The organism is Rhizobium binae (assembly GCF_017357225.1).
Lineage (GTDB): Bacteria > Pseudomonadota > Alphaproteobacteria > Rhizobiales > Rhizobiaceae > Rhizobium > Rhizobium binae.
Genome location: NZ_CP071604.1, coordinates 2516263 through 2534615, shown reverse-complemented (window position 1 = coordinate 2534615; position 18353 = coordinate 2516263). Strand labels below are relative to the sequence as shown.

General features: G+C 60.8%; 16 protein-coding genes. 9 read left to right on the top strand and 7 right to left on the bottom strand.

Annotation, left to right across the window (positions count from 1 at the left end):
• Window positions 1-185: 185 nt before the first annotated feature.
• Complete coding sequence (locus tag J2J99_RS12400) at window positions 186-1793, bottom strand: fumarate hydratase (RefSeq protein ID WP_168302005.1); 1608 nt, start codon at window positions 1791-1793, stop codon at window positions 186-188.
• Window positions 1794-2253: 460 nt separating this feature from the next.
• Window positions 2254-3645 carry a class II fumarate hydratase gene (fumC, locus tag J2J99_RS12395; RefSeq protein ID WP_168302006.1) on the bottom strand — a complete coding sequence of 464 codons (1392 nt, stop codon included), beginning with the start codon at window positions 3643-3645 and terminating at the stop codon, window positions 2254-2256.
• Here fumC and J2J99_RS12390 point away from each other — a divergent pair.
• The gene (locus tag J2J99_RS12390) at window positions 3644-3973 is read left to right on the top strand and encodes a hypothetical protein (protein ID WP_168301988.1); all 330 of its coding nucleotides are present in this window, start codon (window positions 3644-3646) and stop codon (window positions 3971-3973) included. The two genes, fumC and J2J99_RS12390, sit on opposite strands and share 2 nt — an antisense overlap.
• A 92-nt stretch (window positions 3974-4065) precedes the next feature.
• Window positions 4066-5976 (top strand): L,D-transpeptidase family protein, encoded by a 1911-nt coding sequence (locus tag J2J99_RS12385; RefSeq protein ID WP_168302007.1) that lies wholly within the window; start codon window positions 4066-4068, stop codon window positions 5974-5976.
• 162 nt (window positions 5977-6138) lie between these two features.
• On the opposite strand, the gene J2J99_RS12380 is transcribed toward J2J99_RS12385, so the two are convergent.
• Window positions 6139-6999 carry an HAD family hydrolase gene (locus tag J2J99_RS12380; RefSeq protein WP_375337299.1) on the bottom strand — a complete coding sequence of 287 codons (861 nt, stop codon included), beginning with the start codon at window positions 6997-6999 and terminating at the stop codon, window positions 6139-6141.
• An 83-nt stretch (window positions 7000-7082) separates the two neighbouring features.
• On the opposite strand from J2J99_RS12380, the gene rpiA reads away from it, so the two are divergent.
• The 3 genes from rpiA to J2J99_RS12365 all read left to right on the top strand — a co-directional run bounded on the left by rpiA (window position 7083) and on the right by J2J99_RS12365 (window position 8730).
• Window positions 7083-7781, top strand: coding sequence for a ribose-5-phosphate isomerase RpiA (gene rpiA / locus J2J99_RS12375; RefSeq protein WP_168302009.1), 699 nt, complete (start codon window positions 7083-7085; stop codon window positions 7779-7781).
• Between the two features lie 15 nt (window positions 7782-7796).
• Window positions 7797-8354, top strand: a complete 558-nt coding sequence (locus J2J99_RS12370) for a DUF2059 domain-containing protein (RefSeq protein ID WP_168302010.1) — start codon at window positions 7797-7799, stop codon at window positions 8352-8354.
• 94 nt (window positions 8355-8448) lie between these two features.
• On the top strand, window positions 8449-8730 hold the full coding sequence (locus J2J99_RS12365; protein ID WP_168302011.1) for an acylphosphatase: 282 nt from the start codon (window positions 8449-8451) through the stop codon (window positions 8728-8730).
• A gap of 49 nt (window positions 8731-8779) precedes the next feature.
• On the opposite strand, the gene J2J99_RS12360 is transcribed toward J2J99_RS12365, so the two are convergent.
• Entirely contained in the window at window positions 8780-8998 is a 219-nt protein-coding gene (locus tag J2J99_RS12360; protein WP_039620082.1) for a hypothetical protein, read from the bottom strand.
• Between the two features lie 222 nt (window positions 8999-9220).
• On the opposite strand from J2J99_RS12360, the gene gor reads away from it, so the two are divergent.
• Window positions 9221-10606 carry a glutathione-disulfide reductase gene (gene gor / locus J2J99_RS12355; protein WP_168302012.1) on the top strand — a complete coding sequence of 462 codons (1386 nt, stop codon included), beginning with the start codon at window positions 9221-9223 and terminating at the stop codon, window positions 10604-10606.
• A gap of 9 nt (window positions 10607-10615) precedes the next feature.
• Here the strand turns inward: gor and J2J99_RS12350 are convergent, their stop codons facing one another.
• Window positions 10616-11905, bottom strand: coding sequence for a vWA domain-containing protein (locus tag J2J99_RS12350; RefSeq protein WP_168302013.1), 1290 nt, complete (start codon window positions 11903-11905; stop codon window positions 10616-10618).
• 226 nt (window positions 11906-12131) lie between these two features.
• On the opposite strand from J2J99_RS12350, the gene J2J99_RS12345 reads away from it, so the two are divergent.
• Both J2J99_RS12345 and J2J99_RS12340 read left to right on the top strand, forming a co-directional pair.
• Entirely contained in the window at window positions 12132-13505 is a 1374-nt protein-coding gene (locus tag J2J99_RS12345) for a class II 3-deoxy-7-phosphoheptulonate synthase (protein ID WP_168302014.1), read from the top strand.
• 99 nt (window positions 13506-13604) lie between these two features.
• Window positions 13605-14975, top strand: coding sequence for an IS1182 family transposase (locus tag J2J99_RS12340; protein WP_168302470.1), 1371 nt, complete (start codon window positions 13605-13607; stop codon window positions 14973-14975).
• Between the two features lie 136 nt (window positions 14976-15111).
• Here J2J99_RS12340 and J2J99_RS12335 read toward each other — a convergent pair whose 3' ends face one another.
• Window positions 15112-16950 (bottom strand): ABC transporter ATP-binding protein, encoded by a 1839-nt coding sequence (locus tag J2J99_RS12335; protein ID WP_168300636.1) that lies wholly within the window; start codon window positions 16948-16950, stop codon window positions 15112-15114.
• A gap of 295 nt (window positions 16951-17245) precedes the next feature.
• On the opposite strand from J2J99_RS12335, the gene J2J99_RS12330 reads away from it, so the two are divergent.
• The gene (locus J2J99_RS12330) at window positions 17246-17644 is read left to right on the top strand and encodes a GFA family protein (RefSeq protein ID WP_168300692.1); all 399 of its coding nucleotides are present in this window, start codon (window positions 17246-17248) and stop codon (window positions 17642-17644) included.
• Here the strand turns inward: J2J99_RS12330 and J2J99_RS12325 are convergent.
• On the bottom strand, window positions 17641-18171 hold the full coding sequence (locus J2J99_RS12325) for a DUF1003 domain-containing protein (RefSeq protein ID WP_168300637.1): 531 nt from the start codon (window positions 18169-18171) through the stop codon (window positions 17641-17643). The two genes, J2J99_RS12330 and J2J99_RS12325, sit on opposite strands and share 4 nt — an antisense overlap.
• Between the last annotated feature and the right edge of the window lie 182 nt (window positions 18172-18353).

Sequence of the window (18353 nt, the reverse complement as noted above, 5' to 3'; positions counted from 1 at the left end):
GCATCATGGCAGTCGCTCCCTCTTCGCCGCCGGCGCCTTGCTGTTGGATTATACCGGCTCTCGCCGGAGCTTTCCGGATGGAAATCCTGGCGAGGGTGGATGACGGCGATGTGGTGAATGCTGCGGATATTGCGGGCGGGACAATCCAGTAAAAAGTCCGCCCGCGGCCATCGAGCCTGCCGCGATCACCCCAGGTTCAATTCCTGGAAGAAATCATTGCCCTTGTCGTCGATGACGATGAAGGCGGGGAAGTCTTCGACCTCGATCTTCCACACCGCTTCCATGCCGAATTCGGGATATTCGAAAACTTCGACCTTGCGGATGCAGTCCTGCGCGAGGCGAGCTGCGGGGCCGCCGATAGAGCCGAGGTAGAAGCCGCCGTGTTTCTTGCAGGCCTCGCGTACGGCGCGCGAGCGATTGCCCTTGGCAAGCATCACCATCGAGCCGCCGAAGGACTGGAACTGGTCGACGTAGCTATCCATGCGGCCGGCCGTCGTCGGGCCGAAGGAGCCGGAAGCGTAGCCGGCCGGCGTCTTGGCCGGACCGGCATAATAGACTGGGTGGTTCTTCAGATAGTCGGGCATGCCTTCGCCCTTTTCCAGACGCTCGCGAATCTTGGCATGCGCGAGGTCGCGGGCGACGATGATCGTCCCGGTGAGCGACAGGCGCGTCTTGACCGGATGCCGCGACAGCTCGGCAAGCACCTCGGCCATCGGCCGGTTGAGGTCGATATGGACGGTCGATTCCGAAAGCTTCGCCTCATCGATCTCGGGCATGTATTTCGATGGATCGGTTTCCAGCTGTTCGATGAAGATGCCGTCGCGGGTGATCTTGCCCTTGGCCTGGCGGTCGGCGGAACAGGAGACGCCGAGGCCGATCGGCAGCGAGGCGCCGTGGCGGGGCAGGCGGATGACCCGCACGTCATGACAGAAGTACTTGCCGCCGAACTGGGCGCCGACTCCCATCTGCTGTGTCAGCTTGTGGATTTCCTTTTCCATCTCGAGGTCGCGGAAGGCGTGGCCGCTTTCTGAACCCTCGGTCGGCAGTTCGTCGAGATAACGGGTCGAGGCGAGCTTGACCGTTTTCAGGTTCATCTCGGCCGAGGTGCCGCCAATGACGATCGCCAGATGGTAGGGGGGACAGGCTGCCGTACCCAATGTCAGGATCTTCTCCTTGAGGAAGTCGATCATCCGGTCATGGGTCAGAAGCGAGGGCGTGCCTTGGTAAAGAAAGGTCTTGTTGGCAGAGCCACCGCCCTTGGCGACGAAGAGGAACTCGTAGGCGTCGGTGCCTTCCTCATAGATATCGATCTGGGCCGGCAGGTTGTTCCTGGTGTTCTTCTCCTCGAACATCTTGACCGGCGCGAGCTGCGAATAACGCAGGTTCTTCTTCTCATAGGCATCCATGACGCCGCGGGCGAGTGCCGCCGTATCGCCGCCTTCGGTCCAGACCCGGCGGCCCTTCTTGCCCATGATTATCGCCGTGCCCGTATCCTGGCACATCGGCAGTACGCCTCCGGCGGCGATATTAGCATTCTTCAGGAGGTCGTAGGCGACGAAGCGGTCATTGTCGGTCGCCTCAGGGTCGTCGAGGATCGAGGCGAGTTGCTTCAGATGGCCGGGGCGCAGCAGGTGGTTGATGTCGGCAAAGGCGGTTTCGGCGAGCAGGCGGATGCCTTCCGGCTCGACGGTCAGGATCTCCTGGCCCTTGAAGGTATCGACCGACACATGATCGCTGCTGATCTTGCGATAGGGGGTGGCATCCTTGCCAAGGGGAAAGAGATCGTCAGCCATCGAAGTGACCTTTCTGGTGGGCGTGCGTCGCTAGATTGGAACCGATCTAAATCCCCTGTCGGGCAAAAGCAATCTGCATGCGGCGGAGTTTGGAGTTGGGGCTATGTCGTGCCGCATTTTGCCGTCGGCATGTCACGCGCGTTAGGCGAGCGAAAGCCAGGTGAAAACCGACATTTGTCACGAAAGGACGACTTCAGGTTGCCTTTAGCTTGAGTCCGGTTCATATTCCCCGGCAGCGTTAATCTGCCGGGGCTTCCATTACCAACCTCTGACTCGACCCCGTCGGGCCGGAGCAAAAGCGAGGTGATGAGGGTAGCGGCAACGGCGCGAATGCGCTGAGCATAAGCGAAGAGCAATCAATGGTGTGCCGTGTGGCCCCCTCATCCGACCCTTCGGGCCACCTTCTCCCGGGAGGGGGAGAAGAGGGAGCAAGATGAGAGGCGGCACCCACTCAGCCGTCTTATTTCGGGCCGAGCATCGTGTCCGGACGTACCATCGCGTCATATTCCTCCGACGTCACCAGGCCGCTGGCCAGGGCCTCTTCCTTCAGTGTTGTGCCGTTCTTGTGGGCGGTCTTGGCGATCTTTGCGGCCGCGTCGTAGCCGATCTTGGGGGCAAGTGCTGTCACCAGCATCAGCGAGCGGTCGAGGCCAGCCTTGATGTTGTCCTCGCGCGCCTCGATGCCGACGACGCAATTGTCGGTGAAGGAGACGGCAGCGTCGGCGAGCAGTTGTACCGACTGCAGGAAATTATAGGCCATCATCGGATTATAGACGTTGAGCTCAAAATGGCCCTGGCTGTCGGCGAAGGTCAGGGCGGCGTGATTGCCGAAGATATGAATGCAGATCTGGGTCAGCGCTTCGCACTGGGTCGGGTTGACCTTGCCGGGCATGATCGAGGAGCCGGGCTCGTTTTCCGGCAGTGCCAGTTCGCCGAGGCCCGAGCGTGGCCCGGAGCCGAGCAGGCGGATGTCGTTGGCGATCTTGAACAGAGCTGCCGCAGCCGCATTGATGGCGCCATGAGAGAAGACCATGCTGTCATGCGAGGCGAGCGCCTCGAACTTGTTCGGCGCGGTCACGAAGGGCATGCCGGTGATTGCGGCGATCTCTTCGGCCACTTTCTCGGCAAAGCCCACCGGCGCGTTGAGGCCGGTGCCGACTGCCGTGCCGCCCTGGGCGAGTTCGCAGAGGCCGGGAAGGGTCATCTCGATGCGCTTGATGGCTGAGCCGACCTGGGCGGCGTAACCGGAGAATTCCTGGCCGAGGGTCAGCGGGGTCGCATCCTGGGTATGGGTGCGGCCGATCTTGATGATGTGGCTGAATTCCGTGACCTTCATGTCGAGAGCGGCATGCAGGTGCTTGAGCGCCGGCAGCAGGTGATGGGCGATGCGTTCGGCGCAGGCGATGTGCATGGCCGTGGGATAGGTGTCGTTCGACGACTGGCTCATGTTAACGTGGTCGTTCGGGTGCACCGGCTTCTTGGAACCCATGACACCGCCGAGCATTTCTATGGCACGATTGGAGATCACTTCGTTGGCATTCATGTTCGACTGCGTGCCGGAACCAGTCTGCCAGACGACCAGCGGAAAATGGTCGTCGAGCTTGCCGTCGATCACTTCCTGGGCGGCATCGATGATGGCTTTTCCAAGCGCAGGATCCAACTGGCCGAGCGACATGTTGGCACGGGCGGCCGCCTGCTTGACAATGCCGAGCGCACGCACGATCGACAGCGGCTGCTTTTCCCAGCCGATCTTGAAATTGCCGAGTGAACGCTCGGCCTGGGCGCCCCAGTATCGGTCTGCGGCGACATCGATGGGGCCAAAAGTATCGGTTTCGGTGCGGGTTGCGGTCATGGCTCTTGCCTCCCCTTTACATGCTGTTTTCTGGCATCTTCGAAAGATGTGGTCTTATAGGTCGGAAACCAGGGCAAGAAAACCGGGCTTCGCCGAAAATGTTGAATATGTTAGTCATATTTATGACAGCAAAAAGGCGTGCCTTTTCCGCCACTTTGGAGATTTTATGCGCCTGCTCGTTTTTGCCAGACTGGTTTGCCGGGAAAAATTCAGTAAAAAATTAACTAATAATTTCATAATTTTGTGTGAACTGCTGCGCGGCGCCGTGCAGGATTCTCCTCACATGAAATTGAGTTCGCCGGCGCTGGCGGCGCAGGCCGGTTTCTGATCAAGAAGCCGGACGCTGCTTGAGTTTCGCGGGATTTGAGCTTGAGCTTTGTGCTCGTGATAAAACAGCATGACACCGGGACTGGAAGATATATGACGTTCGTTTTTAAAAGCGCGGTATCCGCAATGGCAATTTCCTGCGGCATAGCAGTGATGAGTGCCGCTCCCGCGCATGCCTATACGCTGATGGATATGCTGCGCGGCGACAGGCAGCGGAGCCAGAGCACCATCTTCATGGACCAGGCACCCGGCCGGCCGGTGCCGCGTGGCGCCGATGGCGGTTCGCTCGGCGGCCTTGATCCGGAAGCGGCGCTGCCGAAGGTGAGCAGTCCGCGTTACTACACCTATAAGCCCGAGACGCTGCAGTTCGTCGATGCCAGCAAGTTCGCCGATTCCATCGTCACCGGCGCGGTCGCCGATATTTCAGCTAATGGCGATACCAGCGCCGAACCGGCAGTACAGCGCCGCTTCCTAACGCAGGCCAAGGTGCGCGCCAATGCCGATGTGGCCAAGGCACTTGAAGCCTATTACAGCAATAGCAGCAATCCGCTCGTCTGGGTCGAGGCCAATCAGATCAACGATCGCGCCAAGTCGGCGATGGCAGCGCTTGCCGATGCGGCTGCCGTCGGTCTCGATCCTGCCGATTACGCGGTCCAGGCGCCGGTGATCGATCCGGCCACCCCCGATCCCGCCGCCCGCGACCGGGCGCTGACCCAGTTCGAACTCGAACTCTCTGCCAAGGTGCTTGCATTCGTGCAGGATACGGTGCGTGGCCGCATCGATCCGAACAAGATTTCCGGCTACCACGATTTCCAGCGCAAGGTGGTCAATCTGGCTCCGGTCCTCAAGCTTGCCCGCATGAGCCCCAATGCCGGCGCCTATATCGCCAGCCGCTCCCCAGATAGTCTGCAGTTCGAGGCGCTGACGGCGGAGCTTGCCAAGCTTCGCGCCGACGATGGAGGCAATGAGGAGCAGATTGTCGTTTCGCTGAGCGGCCTGCTGAAGCCCGGCGACAGCTCGCCCGAGATCACCAACATCGTCAAGGCCCTACAGAAGCACGGGTCCGAGACGCTGAAGACCGATCATGCGGCGACGTTTGCAGCCTACGCCGGGGGCAGCGACTATTCGCCCGACATCGTCTCGATGGTCGAGGACTTCCAGAAAGAGCACGGCCTGAAGCCCGATGGTGTCATCGGCCAGGCGACGGTGCGCGCCATGACCGGCGGTGACACCAATACCTCGAAGATCGACAAGCTCGTCGTCGCCATGGAACAGGTGCGCTGGCTGCCGGAAGATCTGGGTTCGCGCTACGTCATGATCAATCAGCCGGCCTACATGGCCTACTACCACAATGACGGCAAGGAACAGCTGTCGATGCGTGTCGTCGTCGGCGGCAAGAACAATCAGACCTATTTCTTCGACGATGAGATCGAGACGGTTGAGTTCAACCCGTTCTGGGGCGTGCCGCAGTCGATCATTATCAACGAGATGCTGCCGAAGCTGCGCTCGGATCCAAACTATCTCGATCAACTCGGCTATGAGGTCGAAGTGAACGGCCACGCCGTCGCCTCGTCCAGCGTCGACTGGTACGGCTCGACCGCCAATGTTTCGGTGCGTCAGCCGCCAAGCAGCGATAATGCCCTCGGCGAACTGAAGATCCTGTTCCCGAACAGCCACGCGATCTACATGCACGATACGCCGTCGAAGAGCTTCTTCAAGCGCGACATGCGGGCGCTGAGCCACGGCTGCGTGCGTCTTGCTAATCCGCGCGCAATGGCAGCTGCCGTGCTCGGCACGACGGTCGACGATGTCGCCAGACAGATTGCCTCCGGACAAAATCATGCGGTGAAGGTGCCTCAGAAGGTCCCGGTTTACGTGTCCTACTTCACCGCTTGGCCGAACAAGGACGGCGTCGTGGAATATTTTGACGACGTCTACGGCCGCGACGCCTATGTCGAAAAGGCTTTCGACGCAACGACCAAGGCGCGCGGCGCGCAGATCTAACGCCGGTTTATTGGGGTTTGGAACGGGCGATCTTCGGGTCGCCCGTTTTGTTTTGCCGACGTCATCGTTCTCCTAGATTCAAGCGCGAGGAAGAATTGATCGAGGAGAGGTCAGCCACAACACGCAGCAACAGAATGAAGGAGAATATGGTGGGTGACAGCCTCACACCGCGACTTTCTCCGCATACTCCTGCAACAACCGCTCCACCAGCGCCGGCGTGAGTTCATCGTAGTGCATAATGGTCATATCCGGATCGAGGCTTGAAACCGGGACATCCGAATAACCGAAAGGCACGGCGATCGACGGCAGGGCAGCGTTCTTCGCCGCCGCGATGTCGTTGATGCTGTCGCCGACCATCACCGTGCGGGCGATGTCGCCGCCGGCGCGGTCGATGGTGCCGGTGAGATGGCGGGCGTCGGGTTTGCGGTATTCGAAAGTATCGCCGCCGGTGATGGCGCTGAAGTAGCCGACAAGGTCGAGCTTGTCGAGCAGGCCGAAAGCCAGGCTTTCCATCTTGTTGGTGCAGACGGCGAGGTGGTAGCCGGCCGCTTTCAGCCGGTCCATCGCGGCGACCAGGCCGGGATAGGGTTCGGTGTGGCCCGGCATGTTGCCGGCATAGTGGGCGACGAAGCGTTCGAGCAACTGCGGGACGGCGGCGCTTTCGAGCGGATGGCCGCGCAGCCGGCAGGCGCGCTCGATCATCACGCGTGCGCCCTGGCCGACGAGATGGGTGAGGTCGTCATAGCTCACCGGTTCGAGGCCAAGGGCTGCGATCGTATGGTTCAGGCTTTCGACCAGGTCTGCATGGGTATCGAGAAGGGTGCCGTCGAGATCGAAGACGATGAGCGCCGGGCGAACGGGGGCAGGGGTCAAGGGCTTGCCTCTTTGAGTGATGAGTCCCCGGGGGGAAGCGGCGGTCGCGCCCGGGGACGAGGGATGGTTCTTGAGGTAGGCGATCACGCGGCGGAAAGCAACGTCCTGTGGTGGCCGGAGCGGCCGCAGGCATCTGTTTCGGCTTTTCATTTTCCGTGATGATTTTGACTTTCGTTTGCCAGGCGAGCCGTGTAAACAGCACATCCAACGCAATAAATCGGAGCTGGCGGCGCATGGATGCCCGCGAAATGAAGATCAAGGCCGCCGAGGCCGCACTCGCCCATGTCGAAGACGGGATGCGCCTCGGGATCGGGACAGGGAGCACGGCGGAAGAATTCGTCCGGCTGCTGGCGGAAAAGGTCGCAGGCGGCTTCCGGGTCGAGGGCGTTCCGACGTCCGAACGAACGGCGCGGCTCTGCGTCGAGCTCGGTGTTCCGCTGAAGTCGCTCGACGAGCTGCCGGCGCTCGATCTGACGGTCGACGGCGCCGACGAAGTCGATCCGGCGCTCAGATTGATCAAGGGCGGCGGCGGCGCACTGCTGCGCGAGAAGATCGTTGCGGCCGCGTCTGAACGAATGATCGTTATCGCCGACGAGAGCAAGCTGGTCGATATGCTTGGCGCCTATGCGCTGCCGATCGAGGTCAACCCGTTCGGTCTGGTTTCGACGCGGATCGCGATCGAGAAGGTCGCGGCCCGGCTCGGCCTTTCCGGCGAACTCAGCCTGCGCCAGTCGGGTGACGGAGAGTTTACCACGGATGGCGGCCACCACATCATCGATGCATCTTTTGGCCGCATTCCTGATGCAGAGGCGCTTTCGAGCGAGCTGAATTCCATACCCGGCGTCGTCGAACACGGGCTCTTTATCAATATGGCGGCACTTGCGATCATTGCCGGTCCTGCAGGTGCGCGCACGCTGCAGGCAAACAGATAACAGGAGCATACACTCATGATGAACATTGCAGGTCTTGGCCGTCTCGCCGCTGCGACCCTCGTTCTTTCCGGGCTTGCCTTCGGCTCCGCGGCCAAGGCACAGGAAGTCTCCGAGGAACAGTTGAAGGCGTCTCGCGCCGCGATCGACGCCATCGGCGCCACTGCCCAGTTCGACAACATCCTGCCCGGTCTCGCCGAGCGCCTCAAGGCCGGCCTGATCCAGGATTCGCCGAACTATCAGGACATCATTTCCTCGACGGTCGACGAGCAGGCTCTGAAGCTGGCGCCGCGCCGCGGCGATCTCGAAAAGGAGGCGGCGCTCACCTATGCCAAAACCTTCACGATCGACGAGCTGAAGGCGATTGCGGATTTCTATAATTCCGACGTCGGCAAGAAGCTGCTGCGCGATGGCCCGGTCGCCTCTCGGGAAACGGCCAAGGCTGCCGACATCTGGGCGCAGGGCATTTCGCGCGACTTGGAAAAGCAGAGCAACGCCGAGCTTTCCAAGGTGATCAAGGCACCGCCGCCGGCAACCGACAGCCCGGTCGCTCCGGCACCGACCGCCCAGCAGTAACGACTGCCCGGCAGAATTCGCAAAAGCCCGGCATCGTCCGGGCTTTTTTGTTATGATGAATCAGGGCCCGGCGGCGAAGCTTGGTGAGGCAGACATGTCCGATCGTTACGAGGCTGTGCGAGTACGAATATCAGGCAGGGTCCAAGGAGTGGGCTTTCGCATGTGGACGCGCGATGAGGCGCTGCGGCTCCGGCTGACCGGCTGGGTGCGCAACGAAGCGGACGGATCCGTCGCCGCCTTGGTCGCCGGGCCGGACAATGCGATCTCAACGATGATCGAGCGTTTGAGGCGCGGGCCCGCAGGGGCATCGGTTTCTGGCGTGGAGACGGAAGCGACGCGGCTTGAGAAGATCCCGACGGATTTCCGCATCACCTGATGACACCGGCAATGCGCCAGGGGACGGCCATCGCAGATGTGTATGAGGCTCAGCCCCAATCCTTCGAGCTCTTGGCCAATTGCCATGCGCCTGTCTCGTCCGGCTCGACGCGCTTGTTGCCGCGGTAGAAAATCGGCAGTCCGGTTTTCTTGTCCATCGCAAAGCGGCTCGGCGTGAATTTCTCGTCTTCGTGGCCCTCGATGGCGAGATTGAGCGCCTCCTTGAATTTGCCGGCCTTGCACAGCTTGGCGAACAGAGTTTGATCCATCTTTTGCTCCGGCATCCTTTTGCGTCTCAAGCATTGCCCTGCCAGCCTCAGCTGGCCGGGTCAACCGTAAAGCGGTGACCGAGCTCAACCGTAAACGATGAGCGGTCCAGATCAAGATTCGGCATGGAGTACGGGAAGACGCAGGAGCAGGGCTTTTGTTTTCATGATGATCGCCCCTATATCAGGAACGTCCTTCCTGCGATTCCCCTTCCGGAGCTTCTCATGTCTTCCTATGATTACGACCTTTTCGTCATCGGCGGCGGTTCCGGAGGCGTGCGCGCTGCGCGTGTCGCCGCCTCGCTCGGCAAGAAGGTGGCGATCGCCGAGGAGTATCGCTATGGCGGCACATGTGTCATCCGCGGCTGCGTGCCGAAGAAGCTCTTCGTGTATGCCTCGCAGTTTCATGAGCATTTCGAGGATGCGGAGGGCTTCGGCTGGACGGTCGGCGAAAGCAGTTTCAACTGGAAAAAGCTGGTGACGGCCAAGGATGCAGAAATCGCGCGGCTGGAAGGCCTCTACAAGAAGGGCCTCGCCGGCGCCAATGCCGAGATCCTGGAAACGCGCGCCGAACTGGTCGATGCCCATACGATCCGGCTGATGAAAACCGGACAGACGGTGACGGCCAAGACCATCATCGTTGCCACCGGCGGAAGGCCGAACCCGCATGCGGCCCTTCCCGGTCACGAATTCTGCATCTCATCCAACGAGGCCTTTCATCTCGAAGAGCTGCCGAAATCGATCGTGATTGCTGGCGGCGGCTATATCGCCGTCGAGTTCGCGAATATTTTCCATGGTCTCGGCGTCGAGACGACACTGATCTATCGCGGCGCCGAGATCCTGTCGCGTTTCGACGAGGATCTGCGGCGCGGGCTGCACGAGGCGATGGTCGCCAAGGGCATACGCATTCTCTGCCACGACACCCTGCAGAAGGTCTCCAAAGGCGAAGACGGGCTCACTCTGGAGACCATGAATAACGGCACGCTGCAGGCTGGCGTTGTCATGCTGGCGCTCGGGCGTGATCCGAACACGGAGGGCCTTGGCCTCGAGTCTGCTGGCGTCGCCGTCGATGCGCGCGGCGCCATCATCGTCGACGTCTATTCCCGTACGAACGTCGAGAATATCTATGCTCTCGGCGATGTCACCAACCGGGTACAATTGACGCCGGTGGCGATCCATGAAGCGATGTGCTTCATCGAGACCGAGTACAAGAACAACCCGACCCGGCCGGATTATGAGCTGATCCCGACCGCCGTCTTCTCGCAGCCGGAGATCGGCACCGTCGGTCTCTCGGAAGAGGAGGCGGGCAAGCGTTACGGTGAACTCGAGGTTTATCGCGCTCAGTTCCGGCCGCTGAAAGCCACGCTTTCAGGCCGGGCCGAGCGGATGATCATGAAGCTGATCGTGGATGCGGCGAGCCGCAAGGTCGTTGGCGCCCATATCCTCGGCCACGATGCGGGAGAGATGGCGCAGTTGCTCGGCGTCACGCTGAAGGCCGGCTGCACCAAGGATGACTTCGACCAGACGATGGCTCTGCACCCGACGGCAGCCGAGGAGCTTGTCACCATGTATGCGCCGAGCTACCGTATTCGCGACGGCAAGCGCGTCTGACGCGGACGATTAGCTCGTGATGCGCGGCGCGCGGATGGCCTTGAGGAAGAGGGCTTTCATCGCATCGGCGATACCTTCGGTCGGCGTTACCTCGAAGTAGAGGCCGGGCGAAGCGCATGCCTGCATCTTCGTCGGGATCTCACCCTGGAAAGGTTTGATCCACGTATTGTACCAGCTGTTTTTCGGCAGCGGCAGATAGGTGGTGTAGAGCACCGCGACCCTGACGCCCTTGTCCTTCAGCGGCTGGCAGAAGGAGGTGTCGATCGGCTCCTGGCAACGATTGCCCGTGAGTTTTTTGGTGCAGCCCTTCGGCTTCTCGCTGTCGCCGACGCCATCCGAAACGAAGAACAGGATTTTCTGCGGTGCCGCGGAAGTGCTGCCGTCGCCGGGAGTGGTAATGATGGTCTTCATCTGGGTCAGCGCGCTGTCGAAGCTCGTCTGCTGGTCGTTATTGTAGCCCTGATAGGGAATGGTCATCAGATCGACAGCATCGGTATAGGTGCGCACCTTGTCGAGGTCATCGGTCGGATCGGATATGGTAGTCAGCTTGGCGTCCTCGGCCTTGGTGCCGAAAGTATAGACCCCCATGCGAAACTGGTTGTCCGAAACGCGCGTGGATTTGGCGGTTTGCGTCAGTTCCTTGGTTGCCTGGCGCACGACGTCGATGCGCATGCTGACACCGAGCTTCTTGGCGAGAGTGTAGTAGTTGTTGCTGTTCTGCAGTTCATGGCAGGCAAAGGCGCAGCTATCCTTGGTGTTCTTTTCCATCGTGGCGACGTCAGTCGCCGTGGCGCCGACACCCATCGACGGCGTGTTGTCGAGCAGGATGTAAAAATCCATAAAGGAGGCGGTTTGATATTCGGCGGTCGCTGTGCCGGAGATCGTAATGGAATCCTTGCCAAGAACGCGCATGAACGTGGTGGGCACGCTTGCGGTGAACGAGACTTGCGAGTTCAGCTTGTTGGCGGCCTTGGTGACGTCGATGCCGAGATCGACGGGAATATTCGCCAGCTCTCCCGACACCTGAGACAGGAAGATGTCACGGGCATCCTCTTTGCCGAGGGAAATCGTGCCGTTGCCGCTCATTGTCATGGCGGCTGCGACTGCACCGGATTTTTCGGCGATCGAACCGACGGCGGCGGCATCGGCGGCGGCATAAAGCTGCGTGCGCAGGCTGAGCGCATGCGCAAAATCCACCGCCATGCCTGCCGCTCCAAGAAGCGGCACCATCAACAGTGCCGTCATGATGCCGAAATTGCCGGAGCGGTCCGATATGAAGCCGCGCGGAAGGGTCGCCATGCCATGTCCCCGTTGTTGATACTTTTTGCGGTTCTACCTTCAAAGTCTAAAATATGGGGAAAGCGACATGGTATATGCTGGTTTAACGGGCGAATGGCCGGGCGAGGGTGTGTGAAGTAAAACCCTCTGGGAATGCCTTTGCAAGGCCGAACTAAAGGTCTATAAGCCGCCGCATATCAAGGGTAGGCCGCATTCCAGGAAATGGAGGCGAGAACAGGTGAGTGAGATGGCAGAGAATTGGACCCCGAGCAGCTGGCGGCAGAAACCGATCCTGCAGGTTCCCGAATATCCGGATGCAGCCGCTTTGGCGGCAACGGAGGCCACGCTCGCCAGCTATCCGCCGCTCGTTTTTGCAGGTGAGGCGCGCCGCCTGAAGAAGCACCTTGCCAATGTCGCCGAGGGCAACGGCTTCCTGCTGCAGGGTGGCGATTGCGCCGAGAGCTTCGCCGAACACGGCGCCGACAATATTCGCGACTTCTTCCGCGCCTTCCTGCAGATGGCCGTCGTCCTGACCTTCGGCGCGCAGCTGCCGGTCGTCAAGGTCGGCCGTATCGCCGGCCAGTTCGCCAAGCCGCGTTCCTCGAATGTCGAGAAGCAGGGCGACGTGACGCTGCCGGCCTATCGCGGCGATATCATCAACGGCATCGAGTTCACCGCGGAGTCGCGCATTCCGAACCCGGAACGCCAGGCCATGGCCTACCGCCAGTCGGCCGCGACGCTCAACCTTCTGCGCGCCTTCGCGATGGGCGGCTACGCCAACCTTGAAAACGTGCATCAGTGGATGCTTGGCTTCGTCAAGGACAGCCCGCAGGGCGAACGCTATCGCAAGCTTGCCGACCGCATCAGCGAGACCATGGATTTCATGAAGGCGATCGGCATCACCTCGGAAAACCACCCGAGCCTGCGGGAGACCGATTTCTTCACCAGCCACGAGGCGCTGCTGCTCGGCTACGAGGAGGCGCTGACCCGCGTCGATTCCACGTCGGGCGACTGGTACGCCACGTCAGGGCACATGATCTGGATCGGCGATCGTACGCGCCAGGCCGACCATGCGCATATCGAATATTGCCGCGGCATCAAGAATCCGATCGGACTTAAGTGCGGCCCATCGCTGCAGGCCGACGATCTGCTGCAACTGATCGACATTTTGAATCCGGCTAACGAAGCCGGGCGGCTGACGCTGATCTGCCGTTTCGGTCATGAGAAGGTCGCCGAAAACCTGCCGCGCCTCATCCGCGCCGTCGAGCGTGAGGGACGCAAGGTCGTCTGGTCCTGCGACCCGATGCACGGCAACACGATCACCCTCAACAACTACAAGACTCGTCCCTTCGAGCGCATCCTGTCGGAAGTCGAAAGCTTCTTCCAGATCCACCGCGCCGAAGGCACGCATCCCGGCGGCATCCATGTCGAAATGACCGGCAAGGACGTGACGGAATGCACCGGCGGCGCCCGCGCCGTCACTGCCGATGACCTGCAGGATCGCTACCACACCCATTGCGATCCGCGCCTCAATTCCGACCAGGCGCTGGAACTCGCTTTCCTGCTTGCCGAGCGCATGAAGGGTGGCCGCGACGAGAAGCGCATGGTCGTCAACGGCTGAGGATAGCCGAAATAGACTGACGACAAACCCGGCGTTATGCCGGGTTCAGACTGCTGACAAACCCCTGGCGATGCCGGGGGTTTTGTGATTCATTGGGACATGTTGAAGAAACCCTCTGCCGAACAGACGGCGATCGAGATGGTGACGCTCGATAGCCTAGTGCCGAAGGATCACCTGCTTCGCAAGATTGATCAGGTGATCGACTTTTCCTTCATTCATGATCGTGTGGCTTTGCTTTACTGCCCGGACAACGGCCGGCCAGCGCTTGATCCGACCTTGATGTTCAAGGCCTTGTTCATCGGTTATTTGTTCGGCATCCGCTCCGAGCGTCAGCTGGTGCGCGAGATCGAGGTCAACGTCGCCTATCGCTGGTTCCTGCGGTTGAAGCTGGCAGATGGCGTGTTCGACGCCTCGACGCTGAGCCAGAACCGGCGTCGGCGCTTCAGCGACACATCGGTGGCCCAGGATATCTTCGACCATATCGTCGAACAGGCGATCGCCCACAAGCTGGTAGACGGCACGGTGCTTTATACCGACTCGACGCATCTGAAGGCCAATGCCAACAAGGGCAAGTACGATCTTGCCATGATCGAGAAGTCGCGTGCCGACTATTGGGCCGATCTCGACCGGGCGATCGAGGCTGAGCGGGCGCTGCATGGGCAGAAGCCGTTGACGGAGAAGGAGCGCGAGCCGCAGGTGAAGCAGACCAAGGTCAGCCGTACCGACCCCCAGGCCGGCTACATGGTGCGCGACGGCAAGCCGAAGGGCTTCTTCTATCTCGATCACCGCACGGTGGACGGCAAGCTCGCCATCATCACCGACACGCATGTGACGCCGGCCAATGTGCATGACAGTATCGTCTATCTCGATCGGCTGGACCGGCAGCGGCATCGCTTCGACTTCGATGTGAAGGCGGTCGGGCTCGATGCCGGCTATGCCACATCCGGCATCGCCAAGGGTCTTGAAGATCGCACTATTCTCGGCGTCACCGGCTACCGCAATCCGACGCCGCCCAAGGCCGGCATGATGCGCAAGTCGAAATTCGACTATGAGCCCGAGACAGACGGCTACCGCTGCCCCGAAGGTCAGCTCTTGACCTATGCCACCACCGACCGCAACGGCTACAAACACTACACATCCGATCCGGCCATCTGCTGTTCCTGCCCGTTGCTGGCGTCGTGCACCAGCAACAGCAAGGCCGTCCGCACCATCACCCGTCATGTCTGGCAAGACGCCCGGGAGCGCACCGACGCTCATCGCCTGACGCCCTGGGGCAAGGCGATCTACAAGCGCCGCAAGGAGACAGTCGAGCGCTCCTTCGCCGATGCCAAGCAGCTTCACGGGCACCGCTATGCGCGCTTTCGAAGTCTGACCCGCGTCGCTTGTCAGTGCCTGCTGGCCGCCGCAGCCCAAAACATCAAGAAGATCGCAATGGCGCTCACCAAAGCACCCAAACCAGCCATGGCATGAGGGCCACAGGCCGCCACCTCCGCTCCGCAGCCGCACCCAATTCGAAGCAGCCAACTCCAAAATAAAACCCGCCGAAAAATATCGACGGGTTTGTCAGCTGTCTGAACCCGGCGTTATGCCGGGTTTTTCATTGTCTTCAGATGCTGGCCTGAATGCTGTGCAGGTTGGCATAAACGCCGCCTTGCGCCATCAAATCGTCATGCGTGCCCTGTTCGACGATGCCGTCGCCGGTCAGGACCAGGATGCGGTCGGCATGGCGGACAGTCGACAGCCGATGGGCGATGACCAGGGTGGTACGGCCGTTCGCCAGGCTCAGCAGCGCCTGCTGCACCGCCCGTTCGCTCTCATTGTCGAGCGCGCTGGTCGCCTCGTCGAAGATCAGAATCTCCGGATCCTTGAGGAAGGCGCGGGCGATGGTGATGCGCTGGCGCTGGCCGCCCGAGAGTTTGACGCCGCGCTGGCCGATATCGGTATCATAGGCCTGGGGCAGAGCCATGATGAAGTCGTGCGCATTGGCGGCCCGGGCCGCCGCTTCCAATTCGGCATCGCTGGCGTCGGGCCTGCCGTAGCGCAGATTTTCCGCCACGGTGCCGGCAAAAAGGTAGACATCCTGCTGCACCACCCCGACATGGCGGCGGAGCGAGGCCAGCGTCACATCGCGGATATCGGTACCGTCGATGCGGATCGCTCCGGCCTCGACATCATAAAAGCGCGGTATGAGAGCGCACAGCGTGCTCTTGCCGACTCCCGAAGGGCCGACCAGGGCAACGAACTCCCCGGGCGCGATGGTGAGTGACAGCCGCTCCAGCACCCTGGGACCGTCGGCCTCATAGCCGAAGGCGACATCGGAGAAACGGATCTCGCCCCTCGGCGCCGGCATCGGCCGGGCGGCCGGCCGGTCGGTGATATCTGGCGCGATCTCCAGGATTTCCATCGCCCTGATGAAACCGGTATAGCCCTCCTGCCAGAGGCGCACGAAATTGGCGAGCCGCTGGACGGGATCAACCAGTACGGCGACGCAGAGCAGGAAGGTCAGCATATCCGGGACGGTGAGCTGCGCTGTTAGGATGCGTAGCCCCCCGACGACGATCACCAATATGGTGACGAGCTGGGCGAAGGTTTCGGTGCCGACCGAAAACCATGCTTCGCTGCGGTAGCCATCGGCGCGACTTTGCAGAAAGCGCCGGTTCTGCTCGGCGAAACGTTCCTGTTCCAGCGCCTCGTTGGCGAAGGACTGGACGACGCGGATTCCCGCAAGCGCGTCCTCCACGCGCTCGTTGACGGCAGCAATCTGCCGTTTGCTGGCTTCGAGCGCACGGTTCATGCGCCGGTTGAAGTAAAGGGCATAAGCCACTGCCACTGGGGTCAACAGCAGGATGAGGCCCGCCAATGGCGGATCGATGAAGAACAGCACCAGCATGGCGCCGCCATACTTCAGCACGGCGATAGAGAGATCTTCGGGGCCGTGGTGAAAGAGCTCTCCCAGCCACAGGGAGTCATTGGTGATGCGGCTCATCAGCTGGCCGGTGCGCTGGCGGTCGTAAAAGCCGAAGGAGAGCTTTTGGCAGTGCTCGAAGAGCTCTTGCCGCACCGTCGCCTCGATGCGGGCGCCCATGACGTGGCCGCGATAATCGACGAAGAAGATCGCGGCTATCTGGACTGCCAGAACGGCCAGCATGACGCCCCCCATTGCCAGGATCTGGGTGAAGGCCTGCGGCGCATCGGGCAGGGCCAGAAGACGGCTGGTGACGATTTTGGCGCAAAGCGGCAGGGCGATCGCCGTACCGGCGACGAGGATGGCGCAAAACAAGTCTGCCAGCAGCAATGGAAGATGCGGGCGATAATAGGAGAGAAATTTCCGTATGCGCAACCAGCCCCGGCCGCGGTCGGCGGCTTCGGCATTGCGCAGAAAAAATTTCAGGAAAGCGTTATGACGTCGCGAGCTTTTCCTCGCACGGGAGAACGGAATGTTCATGAGGCAGAATGTCCTTGTGGGCGATGTTTCCTTTCTGTTTGGACAGGGTCGCTCTCATGTCTGTCTCCCAAAGGTTGAATGAATCGGACCTTCAGTATCACCGAGAAGCTGGATTAATTCAACTTGGTGACGGGAGGAGATCGGGCGGTGTTGTCGACAGCAACAGCGGAAGGTCGCCACGACCGCGCTCGATACGACGCGAGCGCACTTCAAGTTTTCTGATCTCTCGTTGAACGGAATGGATTTGACGCCCGTGGCGATCGGCGGCAACCTCCAGCAAAATGGAGGAGTGGTTATGACCGAACGGCATACAGGCGGCTGCCTTTGCGGCGCAGTGCGATATTCGATCGCGGGGAAACCCGGGCCCGTTGTCGGCTGCCATTGCTCGCAGTGCCGCAAGCAGACGGGGTTTTATTATGCCGCGGCGAACGTGCCGCGCACGGCTCTTTCGGTGGAGGGCGCCGAAGCGGTCCGCTGGTATCGATCGAGCAGTGAGGCGCAGCGCGGTTTCTGCGCGAATTGCGGCTCGGCATTATTCTGGCAGGGTGATGAATCGCCCGAGGTTTCAGTCCTGGCCGGAAGCTTTGACGAGCCGACCGGGCTTTCCTTCAGTCACCACATTTATTGCACTGACAAGGGCGACTTCTACGAGATCACGGATGGTCTGCCGCAATATGACAGATATCCTGCCTAGCTTTTGGCGGTGAGCGCGGCGCTGAGGCGGGCGACGTCCTCGCGCAACGCCGTCAGCTCGGTCAACACGTGCATATCGATCTTCTGATGCAGGGAGAGCACTTCGAGCTCGGCCTTGAGATTGACTTCGTAATCCTTTGCGGCCTCGAAGCGGTCGCGCTCGGCCTGGCGGTTTTGCGACATCATGATGATCGGCGCCTGGATGGCGGCGATCATCGACAGGATCAGGTTCAGGAAGACGAAGGGATAGGGATCGAAGGCCCCCGTTGCCAGGATGATGGTGTTGATTATCGTCCAGACAGCGAGAAAAGCCAGGAAAGCGATGATGAAGGACCAGGAGCCGCCGACGCGGGCGATGCCGTCGGCGACACGCTCACCGAACGAGGCCTCGGCGGAGAAGGCGGCATTGACGTCGGTCGAGATGATCTTGCGCTCATGGGTTTTCGCCAGCACGCGTTTTTCGATGTCGCCGAGTTCATCGACCGGCTTGTCGAAATGATGGTGCATGAAGTTCGAAATATTATGCATGGCCTTGTTTCCGATGCCCGTTGTCGATGCAGTGGATTTCGGCGCCAGTATTCTGCTCCGCCAGAAAATTGCAATGCGGATCGGTGCCGCAAGGTCCTGGTGCAGCCGTTCACAAAAATTTCGTCGACGCGATGCAACGCTTTGACCGCGAACGTGTTGCGGTAACGGAAGGCGCAGGCTAA